This window comes from Kitasatospora sp. NPDC057015, assembly GCF_042673745.1.
In the GTDB taxonomy this organism is placed as follows: Bacteria; Actinomycetota; Actinomycetes; order Streptomycetales; family Streptomycetaceae; genus Kitasatospora.
The window spans coordinates 63,437-78,659 of the sequence record NZ_JBHUSG010000025.1; the positions used below are offsets into that span (position 1 = coordinate 63,437).

The 15,223-nt window shown below is 75.5% G+C and carries 10 protein-coding genes; 4 read left to right on the forward strand and 6 right to left on the reverse strand.

Going from position 1 to position 15,223, the window contains the following annotated elements:
* Positions 1-32 precede the first annotated feature (32 nt).
* A complete protein-coding gene (locus tag ACFTWP_RS22890; protein WP_380266516.1) occupies positions 33-3,161 on the forward strand; it encodes a hypothetical protein in 3,129 nt (1,042 codons plus the stop codon).
* Between the two features lie 40 nt (positions 3,162-3,201).
* Here ACFTWP_RS22890 and ACFTWP_RS22895 read toward each other — a convergent pair whose 3' ends face one another.
* Together ACFTWP_RS22895 and ACFTWP_RS22900 are read right to left on the reverse strand one after the other, a co-directional pair.
* Positions 3,202-4,407, reverse strand: a complete 1,206-nt coding sequence (locus tag ACFTWP_RS22895) for a hypothetical protein (protein WP_380266518.1) — start codon at positions 4,405-4,407, stop codon at positions 3,202-3,204.
* A 189-nt stretch (positions 4,408-4,596) separates the two neighbouring features.
* A complete protein-coding gene (locus tag ACFTWP_RS22900; RefSeq protein WP_380266519.1) occupies positions 4,597-5,331 on the reverse strand; it encodes a hypothetical protein in 735 nt (244 codons plus the stop codon).
* Between the two features lie 950 nt (positions 5,332-6,281).
* Between ACFTWP_RS22900 and ACFTWP_RS22905 the strand changes: the two genes are divergently transcribed.
* Complete coding sequence (locus ACFTWP_RS22905; protein WP_380266520.1) at positions 6,282-9,524, forward strand: BTAD domain-containing putative transcriptional regulator; 3,243 nt, start codon at positions 6,282-6,284, stop codon at positions 9,522-9,524.
* Between the two features lie 36 nt (positions 9,525-9,560).
* Here the strand turns inward: ACFTWP_RS22905 and ACFTWP_RS22910 are convergent, their stop codons facing one another.
* Positions 9,561-9,995, reverse strand: coding sequence for a DUF4345 domain-containing protein (locus tag ACFTWP_RS22910; RefSeq protein WP_380266521.1), 435 nt, complete (start codon positions 9,993-9,995; stop codon positions 9,561-9,563).
* A gap of 105 nt (positions 9,996-10,100) precedes the next feature.
* Here ACFTWP_RS22910 and ACFTWP_RS22915 point away from each other — a divergent pair, with 105 nt between their 5' ends.
* Positions 10,101-10,724 (forward strand): TetR/AcrR family transcriptional regulator, encoded by a 624-nt coding sequence (locus ACFTWP_RS22915; RefSeq protein ID WP_380266522.1) that lies wholly within the window; start codon positions 10,101-10,103, stop codon positions 10,722-10,724.
* A gap of 240 nt (positions 10,725-10,964) precedes the next feature.
* On the opposite strand, the gene ACFTWP_RS22920 is transcribed toward ACFTWP_RS22915, so the two are convergent.
* Positions 10,965-11,990 carry a helix-turn-helix domain-containing protein gene (locus ACFTWP_RS22920; protein WP_380266523.1) on the reverse strand — a complete coding sequence of 342 codons (1,026 nt, stop codon included), beginning with the start codon at positions 11,988-11,990 and terminating at the stop codon, positions 10,965-10,967.
* 424 nt (positions 11,991-12,414) lie between these two features.
* On the opposite strand from ACFTWP_RS22920, the gene ACFTWP_RS22925 reads away from it, so the two are divergent.
* Complete coding sequence (locus ACFTWP_RS22925) at positions 12,415-12,930, forward strand: hypothetical protein (protein ID WP_380266524.1); 516 nt, start codon at positions 12,415-12,417, stop codon at positions 12,928-12,930.
* Between the two features lie 223 nt (positions 12,931-13,153).
* Here ACFTWP_RS22925 and ACFTWP_RS22930 read toward each other — a convergent pair whose 3' ends face one another.
* Together ACFTWP_RS22930 and ACFTWP_RS22935 are read right to left on the reverse strand one after the other, a co-directional pair.
* Positions 13,154-14,506 (reverse strand): ABC transporter substrate-binding protein, encoded by a 1,353-nt coding sequence (locus ACFTWP_RS22930; protein ID WP_380266525.1) that lies wholly within the window; start codon positions 14,504-14,506, stop codon positions 13,154-13,156.
* Positions 14,497-15,084 carry a hypothetical protein gene (locus tag ACFTWP_RS22935; protein WP_380266526.1) on the reverse strand — a complete coding sequence of 196 codons (588 nt, stop codon included), beginning with the start codon at positions 15,082-15,084 and terminating at the stop codon, positions 14,497-14,499. Before ACFTWP_RS22935 ends, ACFTWP_RS22930 begins: the two co-directional genes overlap by 10 nt.
* Positions 15,085-15,223 lie beyond the last annotated feature (139 nt).

The following is a 15,223-nucleotide window of genomic DNA, read 5'->3' on the forward strand; positions in this document are numbered from 1 at the left end:
CCGCGACCGGCCGACGCCCGTATACCCCCACGATGAGCCTCTCCCGCCTCGGCCCGCCCACCGGCGACCCCGCGCCGACCGCCGCACCCCGCAGCCGGTTCGCCCGCCGGCGGGGCGCGGCCGCCGCACTGCCCGCCGGGTCGGGCACCCCGCACCCCGGCGCGCACCCGCCTGCCACCCACCCCCCGGCCACCCACCCGCCTGCCGTACCGGGGTCCGCCACGGACGTACCCAGGTCCGAACTGCGCCCGGTCGGCCCGCACTTCGTCATCGCCCCGCTGACCGCCGGGGACGACGAACTGTCCGCGGCCGTCGGCGCCCTGCGCCCGGTGCCGGGCAGCATCATCGTGGTCGCCGCCGCACCCGACTCCGCCCCCGTGCTGCGCGACCGAATGGCCGACCTCGGGGTGATCGCCCGCTCCCGCGGCGCCGCCACCCTGGTACTCGCCGCCTCCGGCCTCGCCGCGCTCGCCCCCAACGGCCGCCGCCCGGCCGAGGTCGTCGCCGACCGGGCCGGCCTGCCGGTGATCGCACCGGACGGCCTGGTGGAGATCACCCCGGACGGAAACCTCAAGGTCACCGCCCCGGACGGCGCCTTCGCCGGTGCCTCCTGGTGGCACTGCGCCCCCGGGACCGCGCCGCGCCGGGCCCGCGAGACGATCGGCGCCACCGCCCCGGTCGAACCCCTCCCCACCGCCGTGCCGGCCGCCGTCGCCCAGTGGCCCGGCCACCTCGCGGCCGACGGCCCCGCCGCCCCGCCCCGCCGCCCACCGGCCGTCCAGGTGCTGCGACTGCCGGCCGGCTACTGGCTCACCCACCCCACCGCCCCGCCCGCCGGCCCGCTCCCCGGCCTCGCGCTGACCGGCGCGCCGCCCGGCACCACCGTCCTCGTCGTCGGCACACCGGCCCGGCCCGTCCTGCTGCCCGAGGACTTCGCGGAGACCGTGGCCGACCTGCCCGTCGACACCGCCCGACTGCTGGTCAGCGCCCCCTGGGCCGCCCCCGACGAGCTGGCCGCCCTCACCGGCGCCCTCTGCGCCCGACTGGCCCGACCCGTGCACGCCGCGATCGGCCTGCCCGTCCTCGGGCCGGGCGGCCCCACCTCCCGCATCCTCGACGCCCACGGCCACGCCCGCTGGGAGCCGTACCTGCTGCGCCTCGCCGCGGCGCCGGGCGACGGCACCGCGCCCGTGAGCTGGCGCAACGGCGGTGCGAGCTGGCGTACCGACGGTCCGGCCGTCTTCGAGGCCTTCCCGTACTGGGCGCTGGAGGCCGTACCGGCCGGACTCTGGCTGCGCCCCGAGCCGCCGCACGTGCTCACCCCGCGCTTCCGCCGGCCCGAACCGGCCCGCCCGCTGCTGATCGTCGGCGAGCGCGACCGCCCGGTGTCACCCGACGTCTTCGAGGAGTTGGGCGGCCTGCTCGACCGCCTGCCGGCGGCGGGCACCGAGGGGTTCGGGCTGCTCGTCCACGGGCTGCTGGAGCCGTCCACCGAGCGGATCGCCCGCTTCGTCGCCCGCATGCACGACCTGGACTGGCTCGGCCCCGAGCAGCCCGCCGGGGCCCCACCCGACGTGGCAGCGGTCACCTACGGGACGGGGCACCCGGCGGCGCGGCCGCGGTTCGGGACGGCCGGCCGGCCGGCGGCGCAGCACGCACCGGCCGCCGCCGCGCCGCCGGCCCCGGTGGCGGCGCTGTCCGGGACGCCGGCCGCGCCGTTCGCCGGACCCCTCGCAGGGCCCCTCGTCGGACCGCAGGCCGGACCGCTCGTCGGACCGCAGGCCGGGCCGCTCGTCGGACCGCAGGCCGAATCACAGGCCGGCTCACAGGCCGGACCGCTCACCGCCGCATCCGCTGCTGGACCCGCTCCCGCACCCGCCGCGGTGACCACCTCCGCCGACCCGCTGCCCGGGCCGGTCGGACCGCCCACCAGGACCGCGACCACCGGGGGCCCGGGGCTCCCCGCGACTTCGGCCTCCGCACCGGTCCACTCCGCTGCTGCCTCCGCGTACGCAGTGGACCCGGCCGCACCGGCCTCCCCGCCGGCCGCGACGGAGGGCAACCCCCGGATCGGGCCGGCCGCCGAGCCTCTCGGGGAGCCCTGGCCCGAGCGCCCTGCCGCAACCGCGTCCGATCCGGACGAGGCACCGGGCACGGGACCGGACCCATCACCTGACGGTGCAGCGCGCACGGCACCTGACGGTGCACCGTGTACGGCACCGGATCCGTCGCCGGGCCCGCCGACGACCGAGGATCCACCGGCGGAGCCCGCCGAGGGCCCCGGCGGCGTCCCGGCGCCCGCTCCGCCCCTCGTCCGACACCTCCGTCCGGAGGACTTCCCCGCTCCCGTCGCCGTGAGCGGCGCCGACGACCGCGACGCCGTCCGGACACTGCTCGGCGAGCACTACCACCGGTGCTCCGGCCGGGTCGACCAGGTCTCCACCCGGCTTCCGGGGCTGCGTTCGACCTCCAGGGACGACATCAAGCCCGACCTCGCCGCCGTCCTGCTGTACCAGGGCGACACAGGGATCCCGGTCGACCGTGCCACCCTGGTGGCGGCCGCGCGCTCGAACGATCCGGAGCTCGCGCCCTTCCTGCGCTGCCTGGGCTCGGGCCTGCGCCGGCTCCCCAGCCACCACGGCGCGGTCCTGCTCTGCGCCCCGCCCGGCCCCGACCCGGCGGCACTGGTCGCCCACTACCCGGTCGGGCGGCAGCTGACCGAGCCCGCCCCGGTCACCGGCCTGACCGCCACCGCCGCCGAACTGCCGGGCGCATCGGTCGAGTTCGTGATCTGGTCGGCCACCGGCCGGCGCACCTCCGCCTTCGCCACCGGCGTGGACGAGCTGCGGGTGACCTTCACCCCGGGCACGGTCTTCACCGTGCTCGCCGTCGTCCCCGCCGACCCCTCGGACGGCCCCACCCGGGTGCTGATGCGCGAATCCGGCGGCGTGGCGGGCGCCGATCCGGCCGAACGCGACCGCAGCGCCCTGATCCGCCTTCAGGCGTGGTTGGACCGAAGGGACCGGCTGGCCCCGGGCGACCGCCGGCGGGTCGAGAACCCCGAGCGCTTCCACCTCACCCCGGGCGTCGAACTGCTACCGGTCCCCGCTCCCGAACCCGGCCCCGGGTCCGAACCCGAACCCGAACCCGATCCTGAGTAAGGCCGACAACCAACAGGGCTTCACCACCGGCGGCCGGGCCTCACCGTTGCCGGGCCGAGGTGCCCTGCTCGACCGCAGCCACCCCGGGCCCGACCTCTGCCGCGGGGACCGCCCGCGCGGCCGTCGGCGCGGACACCGGAACGCCGCGAACGGCCTCGACCGACCGGCTCCCGGTCGTCTCGGCCCCGGTCGGGCCGCCCTGAACCGTCCTTCGAGCGCCGGACGGCTCCCAGTCGGGCCACCCGCCGGCCGCATCCCGGGAGTCCTCCGGCCCGGCCGGCAGGTCCTCCCCGGTGTTCCACACCGCGGGCACCACCCGTTCGGCCGACGGCTCCCGTGTACTCGTCCGCTCGGCGTTCCCCTCCCGCCCGGCAGGTACGCCGCGGACCGTCTCCCGCCCCGCGAGCACCTCCAGCACGGTGTCCTGCTCCACCGGCGTGTCCGAATCCGCCCGCCGGCGTGCGGGCACGGCACGGGTCGCCTCCTGCCCGGCGAGCAGCCCGTGCAGGGCCTGCTGACCCACCGGCAGCTCCCGCGTCTTCGGGCGGATCGCCCGTGTCTCCCCCGGCCCCAACCGGGAGTCCGGCACCGGGACGTACTCCCACCCCTCCGGCACCGGCGGGGCGTTCCGCCACCCGGCGGACGTCTCCCCCGCCGTATCCAGGCCGGCCCACGCCTCCGCGGCACCCCGGCCGCCCGGCGCCGGGCGGCCGCCCGCGTGCTCGGCCGCACCGCGCGTCCGCCGTCCCTGCTCGTACCCCTGCCCGTACCCCTGCCCGTGCCTCTGCTCAGAGCCGCCGGTAGACCGGACGGCGCCGACGGCACCACCCACCCCGCCGACCCCGAGGTGCGGATCGGAGGACGTACGCGCCACCGGGGTGGCCGCCGGAATCGGCGCCGGGGCGGACACCTCACGCGGTGCCCGGGCGTCCAGGCAGGCCAGCTGCAGGGTGAAGTTGCGCTCGGCCGGATCACCCCCGGCCCAGTCGACGTCCTTGCTGCGGACGATCCGGCTCCGGTGGCCGCCGGAATCCTGCAACGGGCCCGGGAGCACCCGGACGTTGGGCTGCCAGCCGCGACCGGGGGCCCGGTGCTCCAGCGTCAGCTCCCACTCCTGCGCCGGTACGTCCAGGTGGGCCCCGACCCGGCCGGGCAGCACCCACGTGCCGTACGGGGTCCGCACCACCGCCCGCTGGTCGAAGTCGGCGTCCTTGCCGATCACGGTGATCCGCCATGCTCCGCTCATCCGCAGCACGGGAGCCCTCCCCAGGTCGGTGGGTGCGGGACCGGTCGGCCCCGCACCCTGCTCGACGGCCCACCGGACACCGCGGGTTCACCGGCCGGCCGCAGGCCCGAGCGGGCCCGACCGGGGCGCCTCACCGGCCGTCTGGCCCGCACGGCGGCGGGACGGGCTCCACCGCACCTCCGGCAGAACTCAGGAGGTCCGGCGCCTGCGCTGGTTCCGGGCGGCGGCCAGCACGCTGCCGCCGAGCAGCAGGGCTCCGCCGCCGAAGCACGCGAGCAGCGCGGCACCGCCGCCACCACCGGTGTGCGCGAGGTCCGCCGCCACGGGGACCGCCGTCGCCGACGTCGGGGCCGAGGGGCTCCGGGTGGCGGAGGGCGAGGACGACCCGGACGGCGTGGACGTCGGCCGGGCGCTCGCCGAGGACGTCGCCGTCCGGCTCGGGGTCCCGCTGGGAGTCGCCGACGCGGACGCCGTCCGGCTCGGGGTGACCGTCGCGCTCGGCGACACCGTGGTGGGCGCCGGGCTCGACGGCGTGGCCGACGGCGTGCGGGTGGGGGTGACCGTGGACGTGGGCGTCGGGGTGGTGCAGAGCGGCACGTCCGCGACGCGCTTCTCCACCTGGGTGTCGGCCAACCGGTAGCGCCAGGTGTCCCCCTTGCCCGAGTAGCCGACCGTCACCTTCACCGAACCGTGGGCCTCCACCGTCCCGTGGTACTTCTCCTCGCTGCCGACCCGGGTCAGCGTGTACTCGCCGGCCGCACGGTAGTTGTTGCCCAGGACGAGGTCCACCCGCCCCGCCTCGGTGCGGCAGCCGACGCTCAGGGAGGCGTCGGACGGGTTCCAGGCCAGTGCCGTCCCGGAGCCCGCCACGGCGAGCGCCGTGACGGCGCCACCTGTGACCAGGGCCGCTCGAACGTGCTTCATCACTCATCTCCTCCAGGTCCCGCGGGACGGGTCGCCGCCGGCGGCCGCGGGCCCCGCACCTCCTCTACGGCGGTGCGGCGCCGTCCGGTTCAGCTCCCGGCGGCCGAGCACGGTGCTGAACTGTGCCGCGGCGGCGGGCCGTAGAGCGGGGTGGACGCTGCGCCGCAGCCCGCGACCGAGGGAGCGACCGCCATGACCACCGGCCTCCTTCGGCGCCTGCTGCCGGGCTGTGGTGGAACCGCCGTTCGACGACCACCTCGCCGCAAGGGCCGCGTTCGAGCCGGGCCGGCGCGGTCACCGCACGCGCCGGGCGGCCCGCGAGCCGGCGGCGCTGATCGGCGACGGCCGTTTTAACCGTTTGACGGCCTGAGCACCTCCCTGAGCACCCGCCCGAGCACCCTCCTGAGCAGCCTCCTGACCTCATGCCCGACCTCCTGCCGGCCCCTGCCTGACCCGCCCTCCGCCGGCCGCCGGGCAGGCGGCCTGCCGGGAGCCCGGCGGAAAACCTGCCCGAAGGGGCCGCCCTTTCGGGCACATCCCCATGACCCGATGCGCAGGCTTGGCATGTCCATAGACGCCCGCCCCGGAGTGCTCCGCCCGCGACCCACGAAACGGTCGGTCCACCCCCGCAACCGGGCGATGCCCAGGCCACCGGGCCGCCCCCGGGCCCGGCTCTCCCAGTGACCGCACGGATCCGCGGCCCCTCGGGCACCACGCGGCCCACGTAGTGCCGCCAAACCCCTGACTTCACGTCAGTAAACTCCGACCGAACGGCACCCGTACGCCGGGCGGCGAGGCACGGATCGGGCCGCCGCCGGGGTACGGAGCACCGACCGTTCGGCGGTGCACAGCCGTCCGCCGGCGGATCGGAGACGCCGACAGCGCGTGGCAGACTGCCGCCGAGATGTGGACGGAAAGCCGAGACGATCCGCTTCTACCTGGGGGGATCCGTGTTCATTCGACTGCTGGGGCCGGTCGAGCTGAGGACCGCGGACGGCCACGCCGTCGAGCCGGCCGGCGCCAAGCGCTGCGCCGTCCTGGCCCTGCTCGCACTCGAACTCGGCCGTGTCGTCCCGGTGGAGCGGCTCTTCGAGCTGCTCTGGGGCGAGACCCCGCCCGCCCAGGCCCGCGCCGCGCTCCAGGGGCACATCGCCGCACTGCGCAAGCAGATCGCCGGCTCCGCCTTCACGCTGCTGACCCGCGCACCCGGCTACCGTCTCGACGGCCCGGCCGAACTCGTCGACGCGCTGCGCTTCGAACGGCTCACCACCCGCGCCGCCGAGGAGTGCGCGCCCGGCGGCGACGAACCCGCCGCCGAGCTCCTGCGCGAGGCCCTGGACCTCTGGCACGGCGCCTGCGCCCTCGCCAACCTGCCCGAGACCGACCTGCGGCACGCCGTCGCCGACCGCCTCGACCGGCACCGCACCCGCGCGCTGGAGTGCTGGGCCGAGCGACTGCTCCGGCTCGGCCGGGGCGCCGACGCGATCCCCGACCTCGACCGCGCCGCCGCGGCCGACGGGCTGTACGAACCGCTCGCCGCCCTGCTGGTCCGGTGCCTGCACCAGGCCGGACGGTTCGCCGACGCGCTCACCGTCTACCGCCGCACCCGTCACCGGCTCGCCGAGGAGCTGGGCGTACCCCCGGGCCGCGTCCTGCAGTCGGCCGTGGACGACGTGCTCGCCGCCGATCCGGCCACGGCGCCCGCCCGGCCACCCGCGCCGGCCGGCCCCCGGACGTCCGCGCCCGGCCCCGCGGCCAACCAACTCCCGCGCCAGGCCGCGGGTGTGGTCGGTCGGTCGGCCGAGCAGCGCTGGCTGGAGGCCACCTGCGGCGGGCAGCGCGACACCGGCTCCCTGGCCGTGGTGGTCGGACCGGCGGGCGCCGGCAAGACCGCCACCGTCGTCCAGTGGGCGCACTCGGCGGCCGACGCCTTCCCGGACGGGCGGCTGTTCGCCGACCTGAACGGGTTCGGCCCCGGCCCCCGCACCGAACCGGCCGACGTGCTGGCCCGGTTCCTCGGCGCGCTGGGAGTCGCGCAGCACGAACTGCCGACGGACCGGTTCGCCCGGGCCGCGCTCTACCGCTCGCTCAGTCACGGGCGCCGGCTGCTGGTGGTGCTGGACGACGCGCGCGACGCCGCGGACGTGGCCGACCTGCTGCCGGCCGGGCCGCACTGCGCCACCGTGATCACCAGCCGCAGCTCGCTGGAGGACGTCGTGGTCACCGAGGGGGCCGCTCTGCTGCGGCTAGGAGCGCTGCCCCCCGACGACGCGCTCGGCCTGCTGGAGCACCTGCTGACCCCGGCGCGGGTGCGCGCCGAGCCCGAGGCCGCCGCCAGGGTCGCCGCGCTCTGCGACCGGCTGCCGCTGGCGCTGCGGATCGCCGCCGCCCGGCTGGCCGCGCAACCCGGCTGGGCGATCGCCGACCTCGTCCCCGAACTCGCCGACGAGCGCACCCGGTTGCAGACCCTGGACACCCAGGGCGCCATGAGCGTGCGCGGCGCCCTGGGCCTGACGGTCCGCCGGCTCTCCGCCGACGCGGTGGACCTGCTGGCACTGCTCGCCGCCCACCCCGGGCCGGAGACCGACGCGCACGCCGCCGCGGCCCTACTGCGGACCGAGCCCGCCGGGGCCCGGCGGGCTCTCGGCTCACTGGCCGCCCATCACCTGCTCACCGAGGACTCCCCGGGCCGCTACCGGCAGCCCGACCTGGTCCGGCTGTACGGCGCCGAACTCCTCGCCGAGCGCCCCGCGTCCGACCGCTCGGCCGCCACCCGCGCGCTGGTCGACCACTTCCTGTCGACCGCCGCGCACGGCGCCGCCCTGCTCCGACCCGCCGTCGACCCCTCCGGTGCGCCGTCGCTGCCCGCCGCCGCGGGCGCGCTGCAACTGCCCGACGCCCGCTCCGCGCTGGACTGGTTCCGCTCCGAGGAGCCGACCATCCGCGGTCTGGTCGCCTCGGCGGCCGAACTCGGCGACCACCGGCGCGCCTGGCGGCTCGCCCACCTGGCCGACGTCCTCCACCGTGCCGCGGGCCGCCGGTCGGACCGGCCGGCCGGCCTGCGAACGGGCCTGAGGGAGGTCCTGCTGACCGGCGACCGCGCCGCCGGGGCCGCGCCGAAGATCTCGACGGCTAGCGCCCTGAGCGGCGTCCGCCGCACCGAGCGGGCGGCATACGCGATCACCCCGGACGGCCCGAACGGCCGCACCGAGCACGTCTGGTTCGCCCTCGACGACGCCGCCACCCGACCCCGGTCCGCAGGCGGGCCGGGGCGGTCCCTGCTCCCCGACCAACCGCCGCCGACCTGCCACCTCGGTGCCCTGATCGGCCTCGCCGGGCACTCGCCCTGGTGCCCGGCGGGCGCGCCCGCCGGGCCGAGGACGGGCTCGGAGTCGAGGCCGGCGTCCCGGTGGTTCGCCGGTGGTGGACGAGCTCCCGACCGCACCGACCGCACCTGCCCGGGATGTCCCTCCCGGCCGGAGACGGGCAGGCCGTCGGCCGCCGGACAGGTCCGCCCGGCCTCGGTCACCCCGCCAGCTCGTCCAGAAGCTCCTGCACGCCGTCCTCGCCGAACCGGTCCAGCAGCAGCGCCACCCACCGCACCGCCTCGGCCCGCTCCCGCGCCGTCCAGCGGGACGCGGACGGGAGCTCGTCCACCACCAGCGCCTCGGCCACCAGTCGCAGCCCGTCCGCCACCGCCGGCGACGGTGCCCCGTCCAGTCCGCGGAGGGCGAGTCGGCGAGCCGCCTCCGCCACCTCCCGGCCGCCCGCCGGCGGCACCGGCGGTCCGCCGGGGCCCTCGCCCCGCGCGGTCGTCCCTCCCGGTCCTCCCGCTGCCCCGTGCGTCGCTCGCCCCGCCTCCGGGGCCGAGACGTCCTCCGCCGCCAACCACGATCCGAGCAACGCCCGGATATCCTGCTCCCCCGCCGTCTCCGTCATGTCCGCCAGGATGCCAGCACCGCGCTCCGTCATCACCGACATCACCACCACCCCCGTCATCACCGTCATGTGAACGAGAACGGCTGCCACCCCGCTCCGCGTTCACTCGCGGGCCACAACCAACGGCCCGCCTCGCCGCCGGTCGACTCGCGCCGGAGGTCGGCCTGCCACCGGGGTGCACTGATGCCGTGGCCCGGAATGGCGCCGCCGCCCCGAGCCGCCCGGTCGCCGCAGGCCCCGGCGCGGCGCAGTGAGCCTGGCCGGGGCCCGCGATCCGGGCCCACGACCCGTCACAGGCCCCGGGCCGGGACGCGGTTCGCTCGTGCGCCGGATCGCACTGTTGGCAACGCCGCGCGCTCCGCGGACGGGGCGAGCCAGAGGAGGACGGGTGGCAGGCCGAGCTCGATCACCGCAAGCACGATCTGGAACCAGTGCGGCCGGCCGTGGACCGCCAGGGAGATCAGCCGGCCGAGCCCGCCGAGCAGGAAGACGGCGGCCAGCACCCGTACGGGTGTCGACGGGACGGGCCGCTGCCGGGCGGCCCAGAGCCAGGCCAGTCCGTAGCCGACGAAGCTCGCCCCCATGAACCGCCCCCAGCTGTCTACGGTCGCCCCGGCAGAGCCCGCGCCCGGGATGGCGGCGTTGCCGAGGGCCACGTGGAACAACCCGATCGCCACGCACGACCATCCCATGAGAGTGACGAGTACGCGCAGAGTCCTGGCCATGACTTCCCACCTGTCCCCATCCGACACCGTAGTTGACGCGTGTCTACTTAACCCCGACACCAGCGTGCGCGGATTAGTAGACACATGTCAAGTAAGCTTCGGCCCGTGCCTCCCCGCCAACGCCTCAGCCCCGCCGACCGCCGAAACCAGCTCCTCGCCGTCGGCGCGCAGATGTTCGCAGCCCACGCCTACGAGGACGTGCTGATGGAGGACGTCGCCCAGCAGGCGGGCGTCTCAAGGGCCCTGCTCTACCGTCACTTCCCCAGCAAGCAAGCACTCTTCGCCGCCGTCTACCAGCAGGCCGCCGACCGGCTGCTCGCCGACACCAGGATCGACCCCGGCGACACCCTGGTCGGACAGCTCGTCCAGGGCCTTGACATCCACCTCGACTACTTCGTGGCCAACCGCCACGCCGTCCTCGCCGCCAACCGGGTACTCGCGGGCGACCCGGTCATCCAGACGATCATGAACAACGAGCTGGACGCCCTCCGCACCCGCCTGCTCGCCGTCCTGCCCCTCGCCGACGAGAGCGCCCGCCGGACCGTCTCAGCCGTACTGAAGAGCTGGCTGGTCTTCGTCCAGGTCCTCGTCGTCGACTGGCTGACCGAACCCGCCTGCACCCGCACCGAACTCCGCGACATCTGCGTCGGCGCCGCTCTCGGCGCCCTGCACCCCCTGCTCCCCCTGCTCCCCCTGCTCCCCGCAGACCCGGTACCGGACCAGGCCTGACCCACGGCCGCCCCGACTCCCGGTCACCCCCGACCACCAGGGCGGAAGCGCAGGGCCCGGGCGGTGTGCCCGGGCCCTGAAACGACCTCGCCGACTGCGCGCTGATGCCGAAGGTCCGCGAACCGGCCTCACGGCGCCGCCGCTGCCGCTCACCTGACCGCCCTGGCCCAGGACATCGCTTCGCTACTGCCCAGCGTCGAAACTGGAGCCCGCGCCGACTCGGTCGTACATCGAGCGAGCCTAGGGACGGCCGCGCCTCACGGGTTGGCCGTCCGCGCAAGGATCCTCGACGATGCGCGCGGCCCGCCCCGCCTGGCGGCGCAGCTCGGTCGGGGTGGTCCGGTAGGCCTGGCGGAACGCCCGGTTGAAGACCGAGGCGCTGGTGAATCCCCACCGGACGGCGATGGCGTGGACGGGATGGTGCAGCAGATCGTCTCTGGTCAGGTCGATGCGGCACTGTTCGAGGCGGCGGCGCCGGATGACGGCTGCGACGCTCTCCGCCTGCCCCTGGAACAGCAGGTGCAGGCGGCGGAGCGAGATGTGATGACGGTCCGCGATGGAGGACGGCGTCAGTGCGCCGTCGCCGAGGTTGTCGTTGATGAACGCATGGATCTCCGCCCTCAGGGCTGTCGCCCGTGACTCGGGTGGAAGGTCGTCGACGGCGTTCAGGTGGCGGGCGATGCAGGCACCGGCGAGGTCGAGCGCCACGCGTCCGAGCCGGCCCCGCTCCTGTTCCGTGCATTCGGCCCCGTGGGACCCGAGGGTCCCGATCATCTGCGCCAGGACGGCCCCAACTCCCGATCGGGCGGAGATGCGGTGGGCGAGTATCCGGTCGACCTTGTCGACCGGAATGGGCATGACGCTCTTGGGAAACTGCAGGATTGCGGCCCGGACGGCCTGCCCTTCGTCGCGGGCGCCGGACTCGTAGGGGAAGGAGGTGTCCCAGAGGAGCATGTCACCGGTGACCAGTCCGGATTCGTTCCGGCGCTGTGACATCCACATGGGACTTCCCGTCACGAACGCCAGGTTGTACTGCTCCGGGTCGCCCTTCCTGATGAGTGCCGGCGTGCGGCGCGACCGCAGTGGAACGTAGGAGAACTCCGAAAGCCTCACGGAACCCAGATCCACGACCGAGGCCTCCGCCCTGAAGTCATCCGACCCCTCGTGGCTGATCTGCGTGGGCGCCAACGCATGGGCGACGACATCCGCAAACCACTCGAATCGATCCTTTGCCGGCACGTCCTCCGAGGACATCATCGACACCATTCCCCACGACCCCCTGAACTGAAGAACCCACTGCGAAGACCTCACGCGACCCCACCCCTTCAGGATCGCCTGCCGGGTCCCCGTGTGACGCAGGGGGGCCGAAACCGATCAGGCGGACGCCGACAATCGACCGAGAACACCGCCTCGCCGCTCGCCACCCTCCGGCCGGCCGGAGGTGCCGGCGAGTTCCGGCGAGTTCCGGCGATCGCGTGGGGGCGCCGGCCGGCTGATCCTCGGGGTCGGGAATCAATTCGGCGTTCACCTCTCCCACCCCCACCCGACACCTGCACAGGAGGGTCACCGGAAGGAACAAAAGCGATTGACGCACCATCAGCACTGAGGCATGATCGCGGAGGTTTGCCACAGGGAGGGGCTCCGCCGCGAATGACGAATCGCTTCGCGGGGTGTCCGGTTAGGGGAGGAAATGCGGAAGATCGTGCTGCGACTGTTGGTCGCGGTGGCACTGGCAGGAAGCGGACTCGCCGTCACGACCGCGCCGGCGAGCGCGGCCGGTGTCTGCGGCGGCAAGTTCGCCTACCGGGCGCACGTGCAGGACCTCGACTGGCAGCCCTGGGTCTGCGGGGGGCAGTGGGCGGGCACGCAGGGGCTGGCCAAGAATCTTGAGGCGATCGAGTTCCAGATCAACCCGGCGAATCAGGAGACCTTCTGCGCGCGGGCCCACCGCAGCAACTACGGCTGGGACAGCGTTTCGCAGTGCGCGAGCTCCGGGACCTTCCAGATCGGCACCACCGGGATGAACTCCCCCATCGAGGCCGTCGAGGTCCGGGCACAGTTCAACGCCGTCGAAGGAAACGCCTACTCCAGGAACGTCGGGTGGCTGGACGGCATGACCTACTCCGGCCGAACGGGCACGATCGGCACGACCGGCCAGAATCGTCCCATGGAGATGTTCTGGATCAATATCAAGTACGTCAGCTGAAACAATCCACTGACGTCCGGTGAATTCCGTCGGCGCGGCCTCCCCCTCCGGGCGGGCGGCCGCGCCGCTGCACTTCGGGGCCACCCGCATCAGGGCGAGACGGTCGGCATCAAGTCCCGGGTCCGCTGCCGCAGATCGGCCGTCCGGGCGGTGGAGGCCGCGTTGCGCTCGCCACCGGGTGCCTCCCAGCCCGGTTCGAGCCCGGCCCCACGCCGGGCCGCGCTCACGGCCGGTAGGGCAGCTGGGGAACGTCGAAGCAGGTGGTGGTCATGTCCGGCACCTGCGTCACCCAGCCGCCCCGGCCGCCGTTCGCGGCGTCCTCCCAGCGGGCGGCGTCCAGGCAGGCGCGGGCGGGGCCGGAGGGTCGGGGTTCGGGGTGGAAGGCGGCGGGCAGCAGCAGTCCGTGGGCGTCGTACGGCGTGCCGCTGTCCATGAAGGCCGTGACGCAGCGGCGGGTCAGGTCGGCCCCGCAGGAGTGCATGGCGTCGGTCAGCCACTGCGCGGCCGCCCAGCCCTCCAGCTCCCAGGCGGAGAGCAGGGCCGCCCGCTCGGGGTAGTAGCGGGCCATCGCGGTGCGGAACGCCTGGACGGCGGGGTGGCCGGTGTCCTCGTAGTTGCGGCTCGCGGAGGTCGCCCACAGGACGGTGCGGCAGCCCGCGGCGTCCCGGTAGTCGGTGCGCACCGTCTCGGACCAGTTCTGGACGTTGGTCACCTTGGCGCGCAGCGGTACGCCCGCCGCGTCGAGCGCCTGGCAGAGGGCGGCGTTGCCGCGGGTGTCCATCGCGTCGAAGAGCAGTTCGGTGCCGTCGGCCTTCATGGCGGCGGCCACGGCCTGGAAGCCGGGCAGCGCCAGGTCCACCGTCCGGCTCAGCACCCGGTACCCCTCGGCGCGGAGCCCGGCCTCGATCTGCCGGGCGTAGCGCGCCGAGTCGGCCTGGTCGTAGGAGACCACGGCCGCGCTGGTCGCGCCGAGCCGCTCCTTGAAGAAGCGGTAGACCTCGGTGGTCTGGTAAAGCGTGCCGTCCCAGCCGACCGCCCGGCCGTCCCGCGGGGCGCTGCTGCCGTAGATGCCGTAGAGGTGCGGCCAGCGGTCGTAGGCGGTGCCGATCGGCTGCCCGCCCACGTCCGGTACTCCCTTGGCGCTGACGTACGGCGCGCCCGCGTACGTCAGTACGCTGCCCGCGACCAGGGCGAACACCCGCTCGCGGTCGATCAGTCGGTGGACGCAGTCCTGGTTGCCGATGCCGCTGCCGCCGTCGTCGCAGGTGACGACCTGCACGGTGCGACCGCCCAGGCCGCCGGCGTCGTCGAGGGCGCGGAAGAAGGCCAGTGCGCCGTAGCGCGGCCCGGCGAAGGTCTCGGAGCCGACGGGGCTGGTGAGCGAGGTGATGATGCCGATCTTCACGGTGTCGGGGCCGGCGCCGACGTCGGTGGTCCGCTGGCTTCCGGCCGCGTCGGCGGGGCCGAACGCGCTCTCGGGCAGCCGGCTGCCGCAGCCCGCCAGGGCCAGCAGCAGCGCGGCAGCCACTACCGGCCCGGCGCGGCGGGCCGCTCTGCGGAACGCGGTCAGCTGCATCCCGGCACGGTCGTGTTGCCCGCCTGCGCGACCAGCCCGCACAGGCTCGCGGTCGAGACCTTCCAGGTGCCGCCGTCCAGCACGGCCGTGCCGGTGGCGGCGGGCTGGACGACGTTGCCCTCCAGCGACAGCGAGTAGGTGACGGTGGCCTCGGTGGCCGAGGTGAAGTCCACCGCGGCGACCTCGGCCTTGACCTGGCCCACCCGCGGGTCGGACGCGAAGCCCTGCAGGGCCGGCTGCAGGGCTTCGCCGTTCTGCAGCAGGGCGGCCTTGTCGGCGATCGGCGTGGCCGGGTCGAAGAACTTCTGCCAGTTGGCGGTGACCTCGGCGGTGGCCGCGGCCACGTCGGCCGGCGCCGTGCCGGCCGCGGAGGCGGAGGCCGTGGCGGTCGCGGTCGGCGAGGCGCTCGCGGACGCCGTGCCGGAATCGGAGGAACTGCTGCCGCAGCCGGCCGTCAGGGCCAGCGCCAGTGCGGCGAGGAGGGCTGCGGCGGCGGTGGCGGGGCGCCGGTGCGCGACCGGTCGCCGCGCGGGAGCGGGTCCGGCCGCCCCGGCCGGCTCGCTGCGGGTGGTGCGCATGAGTCCCTCACCGCGTCCTTCCGACCTGCGGGCCGACCTCCCGCCGCCGGCCCCGGTCGTTCGTCTCGAAGACGGCTTCGTGCCGGAGCCGTCACTGCGGCGCGGTTCACCGCGCGTGACACTATGAAGGCCGATATCG